We start from the raw sequence: 20024 nt of genomic DNA, 5'->3' as shown, positions 1-20024 counted from the left end.
GTCTACATTATTCTTTCTTAAGGTATTCTTCTAAAATACTCTTATCATATTCAGATTCAGGTAAAATACCCAAATGAGTATATTCCCAAATAACCCTTCTTTCGTGATCATCCGCATCTGATAGATCTTCATAATCATAGTCAACCTTAAATTTCCCTGAACTTTCTAAAGTAAAAGTTAAATTGGTCCATTGTTCTTGATTATTATTTTTAAATTCATCCGATAATTCTTTTAAGACCTTTATTAACTTCCGCCATGTATCTCTATACTCCCTTCTACTAATACTATGTAATTCAGGGATATCATGGCTATATATGAGTTTATCATTAATATTAGACTGATAGAAAAAGAACGCAGTCCCTGTCCCCTCAGTAATTTCTCCATACAAAATTACTTTACTCCATTCTTCTGGAATCATCTCATTTACAGTTTGAGCTATATTCTGATAATAATCATTTAGTATTGATTCATTCAATTTTTTATCCCCCTGCTCTATTTTCAAATGTTCTTAGTAGTTTTTAACAACATCCTATACCAAAAGTTATAATCTGTATACTTAGGAATAAAGAAGGTGATAACTGGTTTTACCAGTTATCACCTTCATAAACAAACGAAATTATAGTATGCTAAAAGTTCTATTGCAAGTCTTGAAGTACGTAACACAGACAAATACATAGGTTTATTGCATGTTTAAAATAATTTTATAAATTCTTCTCTTTTTATTAAGATTTCTTTATCTGTACACTGATAATCATGAAGAATATTTTCCATTCTCTCAATTTCATCTACTGTGAGAAAACTTTGCTATCCTTAACCGTAAATTTCTGATAGGCTTCCTTAATTGTCTGCTTTTCCATTACAACTTGGGGAAGGCTTGGTCCTCCTGCGAGGGAAACTTGTTCCACACTTATACGTTTAGGAATTTCCTTTTTACCTAGTTCTTCACCTATATTTTTTAACGTGGTTTTTCCGGATCTCGCTATGTCTGTTATTGTAGCTTGAACCTCTGAACCTGCTTTTGGACAAATTACTTGCTGTAAGGGACGAACTTTGTACCACTCGCTACTTTTTTCTAAGCCACCTTGCCTTAAAGTAAATCTATATGATTTTAAGTCCTCTTGGCCTATTATCTGAGGAATGATATGGAGTAAGTTGATACATTTTCATATCTCAACAATGAAAAGACAAAAGACCTTAACTTTTGCGTTAAGGTCATACAAAAAGAACAAGCCCTTATTGTCCTCCAATATTCATTCTTAAGGTATTCTTCTAAAATACTCTTATCATATTCAGTTGGAGGTAAAAGACCCAAGAAAGTATATTCCCAAATACCCCTTCTTTCATGATTATCTGAACCTGATAGATCTTAATAATTATATTCATAATCTATTCTTGATTGGTTATCCCTTATTCGATTGGTCCCATGAATTGAGTAATCAGATAAATATGTTCAATAAGTTTCACCTTTTTCAGGTTTTCCACTTTATCTGGTCCACCTAATCCAAGGAGAGGGGTATAACCAAAACATTCATCAAAATCTGGTTCTCCATATTTATCAACTGCTTCAGGATAAGGATTCCATTCTAATTCTTCAACAATAAAGCTATTATCATTTAAATCATCTAGAAAAAAGTCAAAACCAGCTGAAATAACATTTACATTCCCTTTTCTAAAATTTAGCAGGTTTAAATATCTTCCTTTTTCCCAAACAATTATATCGCCCATAGATGTAGCAAATAACGGAATAGCATCCTCGCTTCTTATATATACATCTTTTAAAAGTTCTTCAAATACTTCAGGGTTTATCAATTTTAAATAACCTTTTAATATACTTCCAAACCCGTATTGCCTCCATATTTCTGTTATTTGTTCTGGTATCTTCTCTTTATATTTTTCGATGACTTCTTTATCAATTTTTTCTTCAAATACAAATCCTCCAAATACATTATTTGACAAATCATTCTCCCTCCAATAATTAATTCATTAATTTAACATTTAAATATGTTGATTTTCTTTCTGATTCAACCATGGTTTTTGATAGCTCTCTTATTTTTTCATCTAATACATCTATTCTGTATTTCCATTGAGAACCAATAGAAGAATTAACTTTTTTATCCCCCATTCCACCTATATTAATAGGACTTCCTCCCGCAATTTGATCCGGGTTATGGAGAGCAGCTTGAGTTTCTAACCATTCATTTGCTTTTTTGCTTGCGTCTTGTCTAGACAATCCTTGTTTCCTTAATTCCAGCTCTTCCTTCTTCTATATATCTTTCTCTATTCTTTAAATACTCATCAATAGTTAAATCATTCAACCCTTTTTCTTGGTCTTTTAACTGTCTAGCGAATTCTTCTGCATTGTGTTTTGGATTTTGCTTGAACATAACCTCTATTTCTGAGATTCTTTGGATATGGTATAAATGCATGTACCCTTACCACCATCACTCTTCACCGCAAACTTCTGTACTATTTCCTTAATCGTCGTTTTATCAAAAGTGACATGCTTGTAGTTGTTTCCATACGCCGTGGCTACCTCTTCGACTCTGATACGAAGAGGTACTTCCACATTACCGATTTGCCGGCCGAATGCTTTTGCGCAAATTCCTTGCTGTAAGGAATGAACTTTGTACCACTTGCTACTTTATCTGCGACTTTCCCGTACCTGCCACTCCACCGATTCCCAGTGCCATCATCAGCCCTTTCTGGCGCTGTTCCTCAATTAGCTATGTCCTTGCCTGTAACTGCTTCGCCTAGACCGTTGGCTACAGTTAAGCCATACAGATCGCACTTGGTCTCATGGCAGATAAATTATTGGATTAATCTGCCATTTTACTATACCCTAAAACCATTTTTAAAGATAGTTTCTTTTTTCCTCTATTCTCGTATTACACCGTTCACAGTCATTACAGTCTATAAACACGACAATAAGAATTTAACACTTAGAGTACTTATAAAATTATAGTGCTCTATTAAATTTTTACGCTAAAAAGCACTCGTTGCCTTTAGGAGACAATCAAGTGCTTTAAGTTCATACATGTTTTAAGTTTAGTAATTTCTTTGAGTTTTCATAAGTTTGTAAGTTTCATATTTTTATGTTGACAGTATGACATCTTTTTTGTATCTTGACAAGTGTCACGCATAAACCTATGAGCTTGTGCACTCTAGCTTGTTTGGTTGCCGATGACATCTATGGAGTGGTCCTATCTAGAAAATGTCATCTCGCCCTATTCTCTTTCTTATTGCCTAAATATTAAAATAACATTGACACTCCTTGAAGGAATAACCTTCATGCGCCATTAATTCAAATTCCAGCATATCTTTAACTGTAAACAATTTAAAGATTATTATTTTTTACCTCCTCAAACCACTCATCAGCAATATGATCCGCCGTTTTAATATCATCATTCGTATATACTAAATCATACTTGTATTCCGCTTTGAAGTTACCACTCTTAACATCATATATTAATTTCATCTCAGTGGGCATGTCTCTATCATATTCTTTGCACAATAATTTTACTTTTTGGATATCTTCACATATTATGCGCAATACCATAGACTGTCGTTTTGCAGACACATCATATCTTTCGTCCCCATTCTCCAATGCATCGTTCACCTTATGACATTCTACATACTTATTATTAATCAAATAAAAGAAACCGCTCGAAATAATTCCTTCTTCACATGAAGCATAAACATACGCTTTATCCGCTCTATCCTCAACATATTCCACACATATAGAGACCATATCTGCTTGCAATTCACTAAATCTATCTTCAAATTCTTTCATACTACTTTTTCACTCCTTAGATTAATTTTCAATAATTCTAAAACCTGACTTACCATCAATTGAGTAATTAACTATAAATTCCTTTGGGCGCATATCATTTCAGAATAAATTATTTCAACATCAACTGTCACTTTTTTTGGAGGTGTTTCTTTTAAAGCTGTTGCCCATTCCTCTTCAATCTTCTTATATTGCTTCAAATTAACATCAGATAATTGCGATACCAAATTGTCAATTTTAGGTGATCCTCCAAATCTATCACCTGCCAAATGCCCTGCATGGTCTTGACCTTTTACTTTACCAGGTGTGTTTTTGCTGTGTGACAATCTATCTGTTCTCGTTGTTAATTTTAAATTTTCTGTTTCAAATTTTACAATCCTACCTACATTATCTGTTTCATAAAAGTAATCATACTCTCCTGTTTTATACCTAATATCAGGCTTTAACCTATTTTTTCTTCCGTTTGTAAACTGTTGTCTGTTGTCCACTAATGTTTTAACTTCACTTACTTCAGCACTTTTACCCCCTACCCTTAGGAATACTCTCCCCTGGAACAGCCTCTACTTTGCTATCCTTCACCGTAAATTTCTGATAGGCTTCCTTAATTGTCTGCTTTTCCGTCATAACATGGGGAAGGCTTGGTCCTCCTGCGAGGGATACTTGTTCCACACTTATACTTTTAGGAATTTCTTTTTTACCTAGTTCTTCACCTATATTTTTTAACGTGGTTTTTCCTGATCTCGCTATGTCTGTTATTGTAGCTTGAACCTTTTTGAACCTGCTTTTGGGCAAATTCTTGCTGTAAGGGACGAACTTTGTACCACTCGCTACTTTTTTCTAAGCCACCTCACCTGATTATATTCATAATTTTCTAATAGAATGATTTTAATACCTTACGGCATATTAACTGAGGAACCCGATATGGATTAAGTTAATTTTCTCTAATGAAAAATTTTCTTCTACTAATTCTTTTAATTCGTCTAATAATTGATCCTTATCTATCGATACTTGTGTTTCCATTACCCAATCATCGCCTGTTCTCCTCCTATTTATGTTCGCACTCGTATAAAAATTTAACACTTAGTATGCTAATTAAATAATCATGATCGTTCTTAATCCATGTATGTAAACATGCAAAAAAACACTCGTCGCCTATAATAGACAATAAAGTGCTTTAAGTTCATACATGTTATAAGTTTAGTAATATCTTTGAGTCTTCATAAGTTTGTAAGTTTCATGTTTTTATATTGACAGTATGACGTCTTTTTTGTTTCTTGACAAGTGTCACGTATAAAACCAGTGCTTGTGCAATCTCGTTAGTTTGGTTGCACAAGACATCTATGAGGGGTTCTATCTAGTAAAATGTCATCTCACCATATTCTCGTTCTTATTGCCTAATATAACATTGACACTCCTTGATTGCACAACCTTCATGAGTCATTAATTCAAATTAGAGCACTTATCTTTAACTGTAAACAATTTAAAGATTATTATTTTTTATCTCCTCAAACCACTCATCAGCAAAATCATCTGCCGTTTTTATATCATCATTTGTATGTACTAAATCATACTTGTATTCAGCTTGAAGACTGCCACTCTTAGCATCATATATTAATTTCAACTCCGTTGGCATGTCTCTTTCGTATTCTTTGCATAATTCTTCAATTTTTTCGGCATCATCATTGATAATATTTAATACCATAAACTGTCGTTCTGTAGATACATCATATCTTTCGTCCCCATTCTCCAATGTATCGTTCACCTTATTACATTCTACATACTTATTGTTAATTAAATAAAAGAAACTGCTCGATATCATATCTTCTTCACATGAAGCATAAACATATACTTTATCGGCTCTATCTTCAACATATTCCATACAAATGGATATCATATCAGCTTGCAATTCACTAAATCTATCTTCAAATTCTTTCATACTACATTGCACTCCTTTTATAAATTTTTAAATTTTGCACTGCCCGGCTTACCATCAATAGTGTAATTAACTATAAATTTGTCTGGGCGCATATCATTCCCAGAGTAATTTATAGCAACATCAACTGTTACTTTTTTTGGTGGTGTTTCTTTTAGAGCTGCAGCCCATTTATCTTCGACTTTCTTATATTTCTTCAAATTAACATCAGATAATTGCGATACCAAATTGTCAATTTAAGGTGATCCTCCAAACCTATCAGCTGCCAAATGTCCTGCATGGTCCTGACCTTTTACTTTACCTGGTGTATTCTTGCTGTGTGACAATCTGTCTTTTCTCTTTGTTAATTGTAAATTTTTTGTTTCAAATTTTGAAATCCTACCTAAATTATCTGTTTCATATAGATAATCATACTCTCCAGTTTTATACCTAATATCAGGCTTTAACCTATTTTTTCTACCATTTGTAAACTGTTGTCCGTTGTCGATAAATGTTTTGACTTCACTTACTCCAGAAATACCTTTACCCGTACCCTTAGAAACTCTCTCCCCTGAAACAGCCTCTACTTTGCTATCCTTCACCGTAAATTTCTGATAGGCTTCCTTAATTGTCTGCTTTTCCATCATAACATGGGGAATGCTTGGTCCTCCTGCGAGGGATACTTGTTCCACACTTATCCGTTTAGGAATTTCTTTTTTACCCAGTTCTTCACCTATATTTTTTAACGTGTTTTATCCTGATATCGCTATGTCTGTTATTGTAGCTTGAACCTTCTGTACCTGCCTTTGCGCAAATTCCTTGCTGTAAGGGACGAACTTTGTACCACTTGCTATTTTATCACGACCCTGCCTGAGGTCAGTAAATCCATATTCTTATCTATTAATATTTTTAGACCTAACGGCCTTTTATCTGAGGAACCCGATATGGCTTAAGATGATACATACCATATCAACATTGAAAAGACCTTAACTTTACCGTTAAGGTCATACAAAAGAAATAGCTTTTCTTATCCTTGATTATTCTTTAGGTATTCTTCTAAAATACTCTTATCATATTCAGTTTCAGGTAAAAGATCCAAACGAGTATATTCCCAAATAACCCTTCTTTCGTGATCATCTGCATTTGATAGATCTTCATAATCATAGTCAACTTTAAATTTCCCTGTACTTTCCAAAGTAAAAGTTAAATTGGTCCATTGTTCTTGATTATTATTTTTAAATTCATCTGATAATATTTTTAATTCATCTAATAATTGATACCATAATTTATCATATTCTTCTTCATTTAAACTATATATTTCAGGTATATCATGACTATAAATAGGCACTTCACTATTAGGAGTATAATAAAAAAAGAAAGCCGTACCGGTACCGTCAGCAATTTCACCGTACATTAATACCTTTGACCATTCCTCTGGTATAGTTTCATTAATAGTTTGGGCTATTTTTTGATAAATACTATTAAGTTTAATTTCATTCATACTTACCTACCTCCTGCTCAATTTTCAAATGTCCATATCTCCAATATTCCTTACTGGTAGGGGAGGATTTTAGTTTCTTTGTTACTATGTCTGTCTTATCCTTGGGGTGTTACTTGGGGATTAATATTTCTTTTCTACTTTCTCATATAACCAGTTTCTAGTATTTATGATTCTTTTTTCACCAAATTAAAAGAGCTTATCGAAAAAAACGATAAGCCCCTGAATTTTAGGCTTTTTGACTTAACCCCAAAAAAAGTCCCTGGATTCATTTACTTTTGATAGTCACTTGTAATCATCAACCATCTTTTCAACTTCATTGACTCTCCCTTATTCGATTGGTCCCATGAATTGAGTAATTAGATAAATATGCTCAATAAGTTTCACCTTTTTCAAGTTTTCCACATTCTCAGGTCCACCTAATCCAAGGAGAGGGGTATAACCAAAGCATTCATCAAAATCTGGTTCTCCATATTTATCAACTGCTTCAGGATAAGGATTCCAATCTAAAATTTCTTGGTAAAATGATTCATCTTCTAAATCAGGAAAGAAATATTTAAAACCGGACGATATCCCTTTAATTTCACCCTTTCTAAAATTAAGTAAAATTAAATATTTATTATGTTCCCAAACAACAAGATCTCCCATTGATGTAGTAAACAATACTAGAGCATCCTCGTTTCTTACATATACATCCTTTAATAGTTCCTGATATTTTTCTGGGTTAACAATATTTAAATAACCGTTTAAAATACTACCAAAACCATATTTATTCCACACTTCTAATACTTGTTCAGGTATGTAACCATTGAAATTATTAATAGTTTCTGCTTTTGCTTTTTCAAATAATTTAAAGTTATCAAAAATGTTAGTTGACATTTTTATAATCACCTCTATTTCATTGTATTAATTTCACATTTAAGTATATTGATTTTTATCCACTTCCGTCATACTAGCTGCAATAGATTTTATTTGTTCATCTATAACATCAATTCTATATCTCCATTGCGAACCAAGGGATGAATTAACCCTTTTTTCCCATTCCACCAATATCAAGTGGATTGCCACCCGCAATTTGATCTGGATTATGTAAAGCAGCCTGTTCATTCATCCATACCGTAGCCTGCTTTTCTGATTCTTTTCTAGATAAGCCTGTCTCCCTTAACTCATCAACTTTATCTAAATAAGCTTTTACTCTTGCAGCCTTTTGAGCTACATTCCCTTCTAAAGCTCTTCCTTCTTCTATATATCTTTCTCTATTCTTTAAATACTCATCAATAGTTAAACCATTCAACCCTTTTTCTTGGTCTTTTAACTGTCTTGCGAATCTTCTGCATTGTGTTTAGGATTTTGCTTGAACTTGACTTCTATTTCTGAGATTCTTTGGACATGGTACAAAACACCCATACCCTTATCACCATTGCTCTTCACCGCAAACTTCTGAACAATTTCCTTAACCGTCGTTTTATCAAATGTGACATGTTTATAGTTGTTTCCATACGCCGTGGCTAATTCTTCGACCCTAATCCGGAGAGGTACTTCCACATTGCCGATTTGTCTGCCGAATGCTTTTGCTTTCTGAACCTGCTTTTGCGCAAATTCCTTACTGTAAGGGATGAACTTTGTACCACTCACTACTTTATCGGCGACCTTCGCCGCACCTGCCACACCGCCGATTCCGAGTGCCATCAAAAGGCCGTTCTGGCGCTGTTCCTCAATTAGCTATGTCCTTGCCTGTAAATGCTTCGCCTAGACCGTTGCGTTTAAGCCGTACAGATCGCACTTGGTCTCATGGCAGATCAATTATTGGATTAATATTCCATCCCACTTTACCCTAAAAACATTTTTAAAGATAGTTTCTTTTTTCCTCTACTCTCGTAATACACTGTTCACAGTCATTACAGTCTATAAACACGACAATAAAAATTTAACACTTAGAGTACTTATAAAATTATAGTGCTCTATTAAATTTTTACGCTAAAAAGCACTCGTTGCCTTTAGTAGACAATCAAGTGCTTTAAGTTCATTTGTTTTTAAGTAGCATAAATTTGTAAGTTTTGTAGTAACAGTATGACACCTTTTGTATATTATGACAACTACTACGTTAAAACTTACGAGTTTGTACGAGTTCGTTAGTTTCATGCCCATTCCATGTGTTTATATTCACCGCCATGTAAAATGTCATTTCGCCTAAGCTCGTACTTCGTTTTCTATTCTATCATTACACACAGTACTCCATGATGGTACAACCATCATGGAGTATCTATTTTCAAACACCTTATATCTATAACTCTAATAGAGGTCATTTTTGTGTATTAATATATTCTCTAATTAGTTTCACATCACTTTCTCTCTTTTCATCAGGGGAAATTCCTAACTTTTTATACTTCCATATAATTAATCTCTCATAATGATTATAATTATTTTCTTCCTCTAATAAAGTATAATCAAATTCAACATCAAACTTACCAGTAGAATATAACTCAAATGTTAAATTAGTCCAAGGTTCCTGCTTATTTCTTTTAAATTCTTCCCATAACTCTCTAAAGATACTGTCAAGAAGATTTAATTGACGATCAGTCTCGTCTTCATCAATCCCTTCCATATCTTCAATATCTAAACTGTATATCGGTTCCTGCTTATTTTTTGGATAGTAGAAAAATACCGTCGAATCACTATATTCATCAACTTCTGAATATACCATTACTTTTTCCCATGGTTCTGGAATAATATTGTTTAACTGCATAGCTACTTTTTGATAAATACTTTCCAAGTTCTCTGTATTCATTTACTTTCCTCCATATACATTTTTCAAACTAGCTTTAAATTTTTCTCCATCAATTCTATATTTTATGTTAAAGCTAACAGGCCTTACAGAATTCCCTTCATATACAGGTCTAATATCAACTCTAACTTCCCGCTTATCTCTTAAAGCTTTTGCCCAAGCAGATTCCAATTTTTTATAAGCACTTACATTAACATTACCATTCATTGCAACTATATTATCAATAAGCGGAGATCCATTAAATTGCGTACCGATTAAATGTCCGCCATGATCTCCTTGAGTACTAGGAGCTTTAACTCGGTCTTCCCCTCCAGCAGCTAACTGATGCTTACTATTTCGTTCTCCCATCTCTAACGTTAATTCTCCAGAAGCTCTCTCAATTCGTCCTAGTTCATCTGTTTGATATTGATATCCATTCGTTTCATATTTTACATTAGGTTTCAATTTAAATTCATCTAAAAAGTGAATACTATCTTTAACTTCATCATCAACAGCCTTACTAGTGTTACCCGTACCCTTAGGAATACTCTCCCCTGAAGCAGCCTCTACTTCGCTATCCTTAACAGTAAATTTCTGATAGGCTTCCTTAATTGTCTGTTTTTCAATCATAGCATGGGGAAGGCTTGGTCCTACTGCGAGGGATACTTGTTCCATACTTATCCGTTTAGGGATTTCTTTTTTACCGATTGCTTCACCTATATTTTTTAACGTGGTTTTTCCTGATCTCGCTATGTCTGTTATTGTAGCTTGAACCTTTGTATCTGCCTTTGCGCAAATTCCTTGCTGTAAGGGATGAACTTTGTACCACTCGCTACTTTTTTCTAATCCACCTTGCCTTAAAGTAAATCTATATGATTTTAAGTCCTCACGGCCTATTATCTGAGGAGCATGATATGGAGTAAGTTGATACATTTTCATATCTCAACAATGAAAAGACAAAAGACCTTAACTTTTGCGTTAAGGTCATACAAAAAGAACAAGCTCTTATTGTCCTCCAATATTCATTCTTAAGGTATTCTTCTAAAATACTCTTATCATATTCAGTTTCAGGTAAAAGACCCAAGCAAGTGTATTCCCAAATACCCCTTCTTTCGTGATTATCTGCATCTGAAAGATTCTCATAACCATAGTCAACCATAAATTAAAATTTTATTAACAAGTAAGTTTATTTAGTAGTATTCTTAATTTTATTATATTCTTCAATTATCTTGAAATCCCGTTTTCTATTCGCTTTTGGCATTATGCCTAATTTTTCATATTCCCAAATTACTTGTTGCTCATAGCTATCATCATTTTCTAAATTTCTATAATTATAATCAATATTAAATTTTCCATTTGATGTCAATTCTAATGTTAAGTTAGTCCACTGCTCTTGTTTTTGATTTTTAAATTCATCCCATAATTCTCTTAGATATTCATATAATTGGTGTAATTGTCTATTAACTTCGTCCTCATTAACATTATCCATATCTTCAATATCTAAACTATAAATAGGTGTTTCTTTATAATGAGGATAATAGTAGAAATAGGTTCGATTACTCCACTCTGTTACTTCAGAATATAATAATACTTTGTCCCAAGATTCAGGAATAATAAAATTTAATTGTCGTCCTATATTTTGATATAGTTGCTCCATTTTTTCTTTATTCATTTATTTACCTCCTTTTTACCATCAATTTTATACTTTATTTCAAATCTACTTGGTCGTAAAGACTGCCCTTCATATATTGGTTTTATATCTACCGAAACATGTTGACCTTCTCTTAAAGCTTTTGCCCAAGCATATTCAAGTTTTTTATAAGCACTTACATTAACATTACCATTCATTGCAACTATATTATCGATAAGAGGAGAACCATTAAATTGAGTACCGATTAAATGTCCTCCATGATCCCCTTTAGTACTAGGAGCTATTATTCTCTCATCCCCTCCAGCAGCTAACTGATGTTTGGTATCACGAACACCCATTTCCAACGTTAACTCTCCCGAAGCCTTCTCAATTCTTCCTAAAATCGTCTGTTTGATATCGATATCCATTTGTTTCATATTTAACATTTGGCTTTAATTTAAACTCATCTAAAAAATGACTACCGTCTTTAATTATATCATCAACGCTCTTACTACCTTTACCCGTACCCTTAGAAATACTCTCCCCTGAAACACCCCCTACTTTGCTATCCTTCACCGTGAATTTCTGATAGGCTTCCTTAATTGTCTGCTTTTCCATTACAACTTGGGGAAGGCTTGGTCCTCCTGCGAGGGAAACTTGTTCCACACTTATACGTTTAAGAATTTCTTTTTTACCTAGTTCTTCACCTATATTTTTTAACGTGGTTTTCCCTGATCTCGCTATGTCTGTTATTGTAGCTTGAGCCTTCTGAACCTGCTTTTGCGCAAATTCTTTGCTGTAAGGGATGAACTTTGTACCACTTGCTGATTTTTTCCTATGCCACCTTGCCTGAAGTAATTCTATATGATTTTAAGTCCTCACGGCCTATTATCTGAGGAACCTATATGGCTTAAGATGATACATATTCATATCAACAATGAAAAGACCTTAACTTTTGCGTTAAGGTCATACAAAAGAACAAGCTTTTCTTGTCCTTCATTATTCTTTCTTTAGGTATTCTTCTAAAATACTTTTATTATATTCAGATTCAGGTAAAATACCCAAATAAGTATATTCCCAAATAACCCTTCTTTCGTGGTCATCTGAATCTGATAGATCTACTTAATCATAATCAACCTTAAAATTCCCTGTACTTTCTAAGGTAAAAGTTAAATTGGTTCATTGTTCTGTTTAAATTCTTCTAATAAGTCTATTAAGATCTTTATTAACCTCCGCCATGTTTCTCTATGCTCCATTCAACTAATATGTAATTAAGGTATATCATGGATATATATGAGGTTATCATTAAAATTAAGTGATAGAAAATGAACGCTGTCCCTGTCCCCACAGTAATTTCTCCATACAAAATTACTTTACTCCACTCTTCTGGAATAATCTCATTTACAGTTTGAGTTATTTTTTGGTAGTTTGATTCATTCAATTCTTTTACTGTTGCTCTAAACCAGACGCTACCTGATAAGAGTAAAGTTTTGGTTTATTTTGTATAAAAGGTCAAAAGAATTATAACCATGGCTAATAGCTTTTAATATCATTCAGAAAAACGAACAAATTGAAGAATAGCATCAGAAAGCGTTGATGATAGTGCTTGGAATCCACCGGGTTCTATTTTGTTGTATTTTCGCACCCAATATTCAAACTTTATTTACTTGGCGACAAATAAATTATCCATGAACTCTTTAAAATTTCCAGATATCGGTTTAATAAATTCTTTCCTTAATTCATTATCCTCTTCAAAGTAGTCCATGTCACAAAAATAAACTTTACCTTTTTGTTCTCTATCTAAAGATAAACAGATTAAACTATTAGCCGGATCTAATCCTATAGGGAGAAAATCTTTCGGTACAATCCTGCTTTCATTATACTTAATGAAATTACTTTCTAAATTTTCTTCTATTTCACTAGATAAAGGGAAAAATAGTATAATCGAGGAAGTTATTGTTCGATCTTCTGTTTGAAATCTTCTATTTACCGCTTTTCCACCATTATTAGATAATAAAAATTTACTGAAATCTTCCGGTAGTACTAAATTAAATTTTTTCTCGAAATTTTCAAGTTCACTTACTGTAATATTTTTAAATGTATATTCAAATTTATATTCCATTTTATTTTTGCTCCCCCATCTACTTTGTATCTTCTATAGAATACATTTGCTCTAGCAAATCACTAAATGTATCACAAACTAATGATAACGCTTCTTCTTCATGATTGAAGAAAATTATTTTGGGAGAAGGATAATTATTTCGATAATCAAAACATAAGTAGTTTCCAAATGGATCTCTGGCAAAAGGCACAATCCCTTTTAACGTTGGACTAGAAAATAGCTCATAAAACATCCCTATATTTATATCATTATCAGTAAAGCTAATTAAATCATTAAATACTCCCTGTTGCCCTTCACCAAAATTAAAGATATTAGGCTCTGGAAAACCTCCGTTATATCTCATAACACACATTTTGTAGTCATCAGGATATTCAATCTCAAACACTCTTTCAATCGAAGCAATTACACCCTCATCGGGTTTTTCTTCCTCTACAAATAGCCACTTTTTTAATCCCATGTTACCATCTCCAGAATTTCTTTTTTTATAATACCTTTTCTGCCCGATTCACCACCGCCCCATATAGCCCTTCCACCAGTATGTCCGGCTGCTTGGTGTTCAAAATAATCCACAATTTGCATTCTACCTGTTTCCTGATGATGATGCCAAGTAAGTGTTTTTGGAACTCTACCTTCTTTAAACACTTCATATTCTTTCGCTGTGAACTTTTCAGCTAGTTCTGGATTGCTAATAATTTCTTCAGATAAGGTTTTAGATAAATATTCAAATTGTGCAGCATCAGATTCTAAAAAATATTTTTCTGGTAAGTAAATTTCAAATTTTGATTGAAAAATTGGGAATCCATCTTTGTCATAAATTACTTGATATTCTTTTCCATTTTTGATTGAAATAAAAGTGTACATTGTAGTTCCGTCTTCATTACGTTCTTTATATTTATAATTTCTTGGTTGGTTAGGTCTTCTTGTATATGCTGGTAGATTTCTAACTGCTTCAACCATCGCACCGTCAGCCTTTGCCTGATTTACAGTAGACAGTCTTTTCACCGCAAACTTCTGCACGATATCCTTAATCGTCGTTTTATCAAATGTGACATGTTTATAGTTGTTTCCATACGCCGTCGCTAATTCTTCGACCCTAATCCGGAGAGGAACTTCCACCTTGCCGATTTCCCTGCCGAAGGCTTGAACCTTCTGTACCTGCTTTTGCGCAAATTCTTTGCTGTAAGGAATGAACTTTGTACCACTCGCTACTTTATCAGCGACCTTCGCAGCACCTGCCACACCGCCGATTCCGAGTGCCATCAACAGTCCGTTCTGGCGCTGTTCCTCGGTTAGCTGGTTGCCGAACATGTCTTTGCCGGTGACTGCTTCACCGAGGCCGTTGGCTGCGAGGAGCCCGTATATCCCGTATTCGGTTTTCTGGAGGAGGCTAAAGCCTTTTGTCGTTTTATAGGCATCGAGCGCGTGGTCCGCTGCGTTGAGTCCTTTGGCCGTTTTGTATAGGGCGCTGCCGCCTTTGATGGCCCTGCCGGCCCAGCCGACGACGGGGATGAATCCAGCGGCGGCCATGGCGCCGGCGGCGATTCGTTCGGCATCGGACAGCTTGCGACCCGTTACTGGATCGACTCCGGTTGAGGCCCTGATAGAATCATAATATCCCGTGAATTCCCCTGTAAAGGTTTTTGTCGTATCCCAGGCTTTTTCGTACCATGGGCGGTTTTCGAGTTCTTCCATTTCCTGTTCGATTTTCCGGGCTTCTGCTTGCTGCTTTTTGAAGGTCTGATAGTCTTTCATCTGACCGGCGACATCATCCTTCACTTGATAGACGTCACTATTTTTGAATGCCGATTGGTTGAATGTCATCGGCGAAACATGGCCGTCCTGTTTGGTGGCATCAAGCAAAGCACGGAAGAGGCCAACGGCCACGTTTTCCTGCCCGATGGACACATCATATTCTTCTACCAATTGCCGGTCGACATTCTCGACCTTTGTCACGGTGTCATCCAGTCTATGCCCGGCCAGCGTGATTTTTTCATTAAAGTCCTTTTGGTCGAACATATCAAGAGACAGGATATCGTCAATGCTGTTCAGGATTCTTTGGAGATCGTTCGCTTGTTGATCGACAAGCGACTTCGCTTGGTTAATACCGTTCGACACTTCGCCATCTAAAAAGGGAACCTCGACCACGGTATTTCCGGATAGGTCCGCCTCTTCCAGACTGGCTGGAATGCCTTCTAAAAAACTTATTTGGGTCGTGAATAGCTCCATCCAGGCGTCCGCCACCTCGATTTGCGCTTCATAGAAGCTTTTGATGGCGGTAGCACCGGCTCCCTGAAACTCGTTATCAAGGCCAACAATGCCCTGAAATTCCTTTTTCAGGGCTGCGACTTCCTTCTTTAGGTCTTCATATTGCTTGGCACGCGACTTTGTTGCGGCCGTCAATGTCTCGGCTTCATATATTTTCATCTCACAGGATACCCATGTGAAGACGTATGGGCGATGGCTTCATCCTGTTCTTTTAATAAGTCAATGTTGGCACGGGTATCTTCCACGTTTTTCTGGACGATTTTGATATATTGCTCGAAGACCTTCTCCAGGTTCGTTTCGCGGTCGATCCATTTCGAAGTGAATTCCAATTTATTGTTGCCAAGCTCGCCTGCCGGCAAATTTCCAAGCGTGACTGTACCAAGTGCCGTCTTCACCTGATCGACTTGCTTCATTACGGCAGGATGATTCAGTTTGATTGTCGTCATTAAAACAACCGCCTTTTTAAATCGGATATTTTACTTTCCAGCTGTTCAAATGCCTCTTCGCCTTTGCTCAAAAGGGAATCGGCTTCATGGGCTATATTCCCCGCTATGCTCAGAAGCGTATTCTCGGCATTCAGCTTTGTAATCATCGCCTCGATTTTCCATTGGTAATCGTCATAATCGTCATGAATGATACTAAACATCACATTATAGGCATCATGACGAGCTTCCTGAAATTGATCCGAGCGATTTCCTGTCCAGCTGCCACCTAGCTCAGGGTCTTTTATTTTCCTAATCTCGCTTAAGCACATGCTTTGCTCTTTTATAATATCGTTCTTCGCATTTTCTAAACGTTCAATTTTCACATTTAAATCAGCTTTTTTGCTGGAGATAGCAGAGTGTATATTACTCAAAATATCTGCATAAACCATGAAACTCACCTCAGAAACAGTATAATCCTACACTAAATGTCATATTTTCCTATTTAATATTATAAGGATTATAGTCCGAGAGTTAAATAGGGAGAAATATGCTATTTTGTCAGTTGAAAGTGAAGATTGGCATAAAAAAGTTCCTACATACCATATTCTTTATACCCGCCATTTTACCAATTTTAAACAAGTGAGCAGAATATCATCTCATTGGATTCTCTATAAAAATTCCAACCAGTTCATTCAAACTGCCCATGACTGTATCTGCGCAACAAATCATCCCGAACAAATTCCCTGCAAGTGGAAGATAAATGTGACCGTTCGGGATGAATCAAATCACCAAAAGGCAAATCACCGACAAATTTAACTTCACCTTCAAAATCTAGTCCGGATTCAGCATCAAAACCGATTACTTTCACAAAACAGGTTTTGTGTCCGGTTTTCATAAAATCAATTACTGTTAACACATGATTATGTACATCTTTCATCCTTTTTTCCTCCAACTCTTAGCATTAAGTTTTACTAACTTTATAAATAAAGAACCGATCAACAATCATGGCTAAGATTGCTAAAGGCATTAAAACTATTGGAAAATAGGCACTCCTGCATTCCATGAATTACTTTATTTTTCTATGTATTTTGTTCAATCTACCCATATTTAACTGAACTTGCATGTCCTGACTTCTTCATTCACTTATGCTTTTTTTACGTTTCCCAGAATATACTTCTCTTAGCATCTTTATGATTTCACATAACTACCATCCAAGGTCAGTCTGGCAACCCCGAGGACCTCCCCTCTTCTATATAGATTTATAACCTGCTATAATCTAAGGATTGGAGGTGTGAAAAAATGAAAGAAATCATCCAGATATTAGCTGAAATCGTCAATAATCTTCACGATTTCATCCTATTCTTTGTAAGCGACACATTAAATTCAAATGCAACGGACAAAGATCTGCATTTTTGGATAATGGGAATCATCGGTATCATCATATTTTTGTTCGTGTTATTTTTATCTAATTTAATTGCCCGGATGCGTTTTGGGATAACGATCCTCTCTTTCCTTTATACCTTTACAGTCATGGTTGTTTTAGTCTTTGCCATTGAAATACAGCAAGCCCTTACCAGCAGGGGGAATATGGAGTTTCAAGATGCGGCGATAGGCCTATGGGGGTTCATCGTATTTTTCATGGTTTTTGCTGTACTATCATCCATATTCCTATTGGTGAAGAATTTATTCAAGCAATCAAAATAAAGGTAACGATAGGTCACCTTGCTTAAAACATTCCTAATGCCTTTGAATAACTGGAAATTCAGATTTTGTATTGGCGGGAATGATAAATTCTCTGTAGCAGCAGCTTAAATGGAAAGGAAGGTTACAGAGAAGCAAATTTGATTCGGGGAATTACTTCGATTCATTTTCATTGAATAAATCAATGCTGAACAGATTAAAAGAATCGTCGTCATTAATATGTTCCTGGTCATTTCCTGTTATATCAGGACTATTTTCCCTGCGGCGGCGATTTACTTCCCTTAATTCCGCTTCCAGAAATTCCGCTTGTTCGTGGGAAAGCTTGATCGTGATTTCATTATTTTGATCATCTGCAGCTTTCAAGAGGACATAGCTATCCGCAGCATTACGTAAAGTTACATTGCTTACTGTTAAGTTCATGTTCGCTAGTTCATATCTTGCCTTCATAATGTAAAAAGAACCTCCATCGGAAAATACCGGATAAAATAAAGTATATTAAATATACTCTACTTCAAGATATTTAAATATACAAATTCTTTGTTTGGAAAAGCCTTGAAACCTAAAGAAAGCTACCTCCTTAAAGATTTCCGACAATAAATGAAAAATTGGTGTGCCGCATCATCATTAAAGATTCGTTCTTGAATAAGGGTACAGAAGGGGTTCTTCCCTTGAAACTCCAGAAGTTCTGGAACCAATGGAGCAATTGAATGCGAATTCTTCCCTTTCTTAATAAATACTTGAATGAATTCAGATTGACTATAAACAAATGGAACCCTTCATTAGCGGAAAGGTTCCATTTGTTTTTATAATTCTTTCTCGATCGCGCAAGTAATATGGTATGGACCCATGCTTTCATTTGAAGTAATGACGGTTCTCAATCGATTTGCCGGATATACCGCAGAATTGAAACTTACACCCGGGTCATACCCCATAAGATGATATTTGAAAATCCCGTCATTTTTTTTACGGATCCATATACCATACCCATAGTATTCCCCTTCATCTCCCGCAGCAATATGGGCGTCCAATAAGAGATTGGTATATTCTTGATTCAGTAACTGATTGGAAAATAACCCATCCCAAAACCTGAACATATCTGATGTGGTAATATACGCCCCTCCATCCGCACCGCCTTTGATCGGAAGGGAATAAATATTCGTTCTCCATGCTCCACTTTCTTCGTCTATGTACCCTAATGCAGTATTTTTAGGAAGCTGGTCCATGGAAAAATAACCGGAATTTATCATTTCACAAGGCAGAAAGATGTTCTTGTCGATATATTCAGAAAATTGGAGTCCAGTTAGTTCCTCAACAATCAAGCCTAATAATATATAGCCTGCATTATTGTAATGAAATCTTTCCCCGGGTTCAAACATCATCACCTCATCTTGAAACATTGGCAGGAAATCTTTTAATCTTTTTATATGGTACATCGGATTTTTCTGCCATAGCTCTTCAAAATTATCCATCACTTCTTCATCAAAGTAATCAGGGATGCCCGAAGTGTGTGTTAAGAGGTGATGTATGGTCACATTTTGATTGAAATTAGGAAACACGATCCGAACACAGTCTTTGAGCTTAGAATCGAACCTAAGTTTCCCTTTTTGTATTAACTGGCAAATGGCTATCGCCGTAAACAGTTTACAACCGGAAGCAATTCCGAACCTTGTTTCGGTCGTATTCATGATTTCATCCGCTCGATTGGAATAGCCATGTGCTGAGCTATGGATCAGGTCATCTCCCGCTTTCACACCGATAACACCCGAGAATTTAATTTCCTTGCATGTTTCTTCAATAATCCTGGATATATCCATATGTAGAGTCGACATTTCGTTTTCCCCCTTGCCGGTAAAATTTTCATAACTGATGTGTTGGCCAAGGTGCTACTTAGGTCTTGCAAAAAAACCCGCATCTTAGATG

General features: G+C 35.3%; 29 protein-coding genes and 1 pseudogene. 1 reads left to right on the top strand and 29 read right to left on the bottom strand.

From position 1 onward, the window contains the following. Positions 1-7: 7 nt before the first annotated feature. The 27 genes and pseudogenes from OSJ91_RS13080 to OSJ91_RS12950 form a co-directional block, all read right to left on the bottom strand. A complete protein-coding gene (locus tag OSJ91_RS13080; RefSeq protein ID WP_350302560.1) occupies positions 8-475 on the bottom strand; it encodes an antitoxin YezG family protein in 468 nt (155 codons plus the stop codon). A 932-nt stretch (positions 476-1407) separates the two neighbouring features. Continuing rightward, positions 1408-1956 (bottom strand): T6SS immunity protein Tdi1 domain-containing protein, encoded by a 549-nt coding sequence (locus tag OSJ91_RS13075; protein ID WP_350302559.1) that lies wholly within the window; start codon positions 1954-1956, stop codon positions 1408-1410. Between the two features lie 19 nt (positions 1957-1975). Continuing rightward, entirely contained in the window at positions 1976-2230 is a 255-nt protein-coding gene (locus OSJ91_RS13070; protein WP_485891758.1) for a polymorphic toxin type 15 domain-containing protein, read from the bottom strand. Then, complete coding sequence (locus tag OSJ91_RS13065; RefSeq protein WP_485891757.1) at positions 2223-2426, bottom strand: polymorphic toxin type 15 domain-containing protein; 204 nt, start codon at positions 2424-2426, stop codon at positions 2223-2225. Before OSJ91_RS13065 ends, OSJ91_RS13070 begins: the two co-directional genes overlap by 8 nt. 908 nt (positions 2427-3334) lie before the next feature. Continuing rightward, positions 3335-3790 carry an immunity protein YezG family protein gene (locus OSJ91_RS13060; RefSeq protein WP_350302556.1) on the bottom strand — a complete coding sequence of 152 codons (456 nt, stop codon included), beginning with the start codon at positions 3788-3790 and terminating at the stop codon, positions 3335-3337. A 71-nt stretch (positions 3791-3861) separates the two neighbouring features. Then, positions 3862-4275: a DNA/RNA non-specific endonuclease gene (locus tag OSJ91_RS13055; protein WP_485891756.1), complete on the bottom strand. Its 414-nt coding sequence runs from the start codon at positions 4273-4275 to the stop codon at positions 3862-3864. Between the two features lie 992 nt (positions 4276-5267). After that, positions 5268-5723: an immunity protein YezG family protein gene (locus OSJ91_RS13050; RefSeq protein WP_350302554.1), complete on the bottom strand. Its 456-nt coding sequence runs from the start codon at positions 5721-5723 to the stop codon at positions 5268-5270. Positions 5724-5740: 17 nt separating this feature from the next. Continuing rightward, positions 5741-6343, bottom strand: a pseudogene (locus tag OSJ91_RS13045) (DNA/RNA non-specific endonuclease). Between the two features lie 383 nt (positions 6344-6726). After that, complete coding sequence (locus OSJ91_RS13040; protein ID WP_350302553.1) at positions 6727-7200, bottom strand: antitoxin YezG family protein; 474 nt, start codon at positions 7198-7200, stop codon at positions 6727-6729. Positions 7201-7527: 327 nt separating this feature from the next. Then, positions 7528-8076, bottom strand: coding sequence for a T6SS immunity protein Tdi1 domain-containing protein (locus tag OSJ91_RS13035; protein ID WP_485891755.1), 549 nt, complete (start codon positions 8074-8076; stop codon positions 7528-7530). 39 nt (positions 8077-8115) lie between these two features. After that, on the bottom strand, positions 8116-8304 hold the full coding sequence (locus OSJ91_RS13030) for a polymorphic toxin type 15 domain-containing protein (RefSeq protein ID WP_350302551.1): 189 nt from the start codon (positions 8302-8304) through the stop codon (positions 8116-8118). Beyond that, on the bottom strand, positions 8222-8491 hold the full coding sequence (locus OSJ91_RS13025) for a polymorphic toxin type 15 domain-containing protein (protein WP_485891754.1): 270 nt from the start codon (positions 8489-8491) through the stop codon (positions 8222-8224). Before OSJ91_RS13025 ends, OSJ91_RS13030 begins: the two co-directional genes overlap by 83 nt. 17 nt (positions 8492-8508) lie before the next feature. Then, a complete protein-coding gene (locus OSJ91_RS13020) occupies positions 8509-8886 on the bottom strand; it encodes a hypothetical protein (RefSeq protein ID WP_485891753.1) in 378 nt (125 codons plus the stop codon). A gap of 613 nt (positions 8887-9499) precedes the next feature. Further along, a complete protein-coding gene (locus tag OSJ91_RS13015) occupies positions 9500-9985 on the bottom strand; it encodes an immunity protein YezG family protein (protein ID WP_485891752.1) in 486 nt (161 codons plus the stop codon). Continuing rightward, positions 9986-10894, bottom strand: a complete 909-nt coding sequence (locus OSJ91_RS13010; protein WP_485891751.1) for a DNA/RNA non-specific endonuclease — start codon at positions 10892-10894, stop codon at positions 9986-9988. Further along, entirely contained in the window at positions 10848-11120 is a 273-nt protein-coding gene (locus tag OSJ91_RS13005) for an immunity protein YezG family protein (protein ID WP_350302538.1), read from the bottom strand. The genes OSJ91_RS13010 and OSJ91_RS13005 overlap by 47 nt, the downstream gene beginning before the upstream one ends. A 27-nt stretch (positions 11121-11147) precedes the next feature. Continuing rightward, complete coding sequence (locus tag OSJ91_RS13000) at positions 11148-11633, bottom strand: immunity protein YezG family protein (protein WP_350302537.1); 486 nt, start codon at positions 11631-11633, stop codon at positions 11148-11150. Next, on the bottom strand, positions 11630-11950 hold the full coding sequence (locus OSJ91_RS12995; protein WP_485891893.1) for a DNA/RNA non-specific endonuclease: 321 nt from the start codon (positions 11948-11950) through the stop codon (positions 11630-11632). The genes OSJ91_RS13000 and OSJ91_RS12995 overlap by 4 nt, the downstream gene beginning before the upstream one ends. Before the next feature lie 28 nt (positions 11951-11978). Then, positions 11979-12257, bottom strand: coding sequence for a hypothetical protein (locus OSJ91_RS12990; RefSeq protein ID WP_485891750.1), 279 nt, complete (start codon positions 12255-12257; stop codon positions 11979-11981). A 333-nt stretch (positions 12258-12590) separates the two neighbouring features. Further along, positions 12591-12674 carry a hypothetical protein gene (locus tag OSJ91_RS12985; RefSeq protein WP_485891892.1) on the bottom strand — a complete coding sequence of 28 codons (84 nt, stop codon included), beginning with the start codon at positions 12672-12674 and terminating at the stop codon, positions 12591-12593. A 142-nt stretch (positions 12675-12816) separates the two neighbouring features. Further along, positions 12817-13032 (bottom strand): immunity protein YezG family protein, encoded by a 216-nt coding sequence (locus OSJ91_RS12980; protein ID WP_413017444.1) that lies wholly within the window; start codon positions 13030-13032, stop codon positions 12817-12819. A 222-nt stretch (positions 13033-13254) separates the two neighbouring features. Beyond that, positions 13255-13713 carry an SMI1/KNR4 family protein gene (locus OSJ91_RS12975; RefSeq protein WP_289321968.1) on the bottom strand — a complete coding sequence of 153 codons (459 nt, stop codon included), beginning with the start codon at positions 13711-13713 and terminating at the stop codon, positions 13255-13257. Between the two features lie 19 nt (positions 13714-13732). Continuing rightward, a complete protein-coding gene (locus OSJ91_RS12970) occupies positions 13733-14170 on the bottom strand; it encodes an SMI1/KNR4 family protein (RefSeq protein WP_350302535.1) in 438 nt (145 codons plus the stop codon). After that, positions 14161-16137: a T7SS effector LXG polymorphic toxin gene (locus OSJ91_RS12965; RefSeq protein WP_485891749.1), complete on the bottom strand. Its 1977-nt coding sequence runs from the start codon at positions 16135-16137 to the stop codon at positions 14161-14163. Before OSJ91_RS12965 ends, OSJ91_RS12970 begins: the two co-directional genes overlap by 10 nt. Then, the gene (locus OSJ91_RS12960) at positions 16134-16424 is read right to left on the bottom strand and encodes a YwqI/YxiC family protein (protein ID WP_054395992.1); all 291 of its coding nucleotides are present in this window, start codon (positions 16422-16424) and stop codon (positions 16134-16136) included. The genes OSJ91_RS12965 and OSJ91_RS12960 overlap by 4 nt, the downstream gene beginning before the upstream one ends. Next, complete coding sequence (locus OSJ91_RS12955; RefSeq protein WP_350302533.1) at positions 16424-16852, bottom strand: YwqH-like family protein; 429 nt, start codon at positions 16850-16852, stop codon at positions 16424-16426. The genes OSJ91_RS12960 and OSJ91_RS12955 overlap by 1 nt, the downstream gene beginning before the upstream one ends. A 239-nt stretch (positions 16853-17091) precedes the next feature. Further along, positions 17092-17340: a hypothetical protein gene (locus tag OSJ91_RS12950; protein WP_350302532.1), complete on the bottom strand. Its 249-nt coding sequence runs from the start codon at positions 17338-17340 to the stop codon at positions 17092-17094. Between the two features lie 362 nt (positions 17341-17702). On the opposite strand from OSJ91_RS12950, the gene OSJ91_RS12945 reads away from it, so the two are divergent. Further along, on the top strand, positions 17703-18107 hold the full coding sequence (locus OSJ91_RS12945; RefSeq protein ID WP_101221979.1) for a hypothetical protein: 405 nt from the start codon (positions 17703-17705) through the stop codon (positions 18105-18107). Positions 18108-18257: 150 nt separating this feature from the next. On the opposite strand, the gene OSJ91_RS12940 is transcribed toward OSJ91_RS12945, so the two are convergent. Further along, positions 18258-18551 (bottom strand): hypothetical protein, encoded by a 294-nt coding sequence (locus tag OSJ91_RS12940; RefSeq protein WP_350302531.1) that lies wholly within the window; start codon positions 18549-18551, stop codon positions 18258-18260. A gap of 356 nt (positions 18552-18907) precedes the next feature. Beyond that, positions 18908-19933: a serine hydrolase domain-containing protein gene (locus OSJ91_RS12935; RefSeq protein WP_485891748.1), complete on the bottom strand. Its 1026-nt coding sequence runs from the start codon at positions 19931-19933 to the stop codon at positions 18908-18910. Positions 19934-20024: the final 91 nt, after the last annotated feature.

This window comes from Bacillus sp. T-10(2022), from assembly GCF_056502895.1.
The sequence above is the reverse complement of the archived record's forward strand: the minus strand, read 5'-3'. Positions and strand labels throughout refer to the sequence as shown.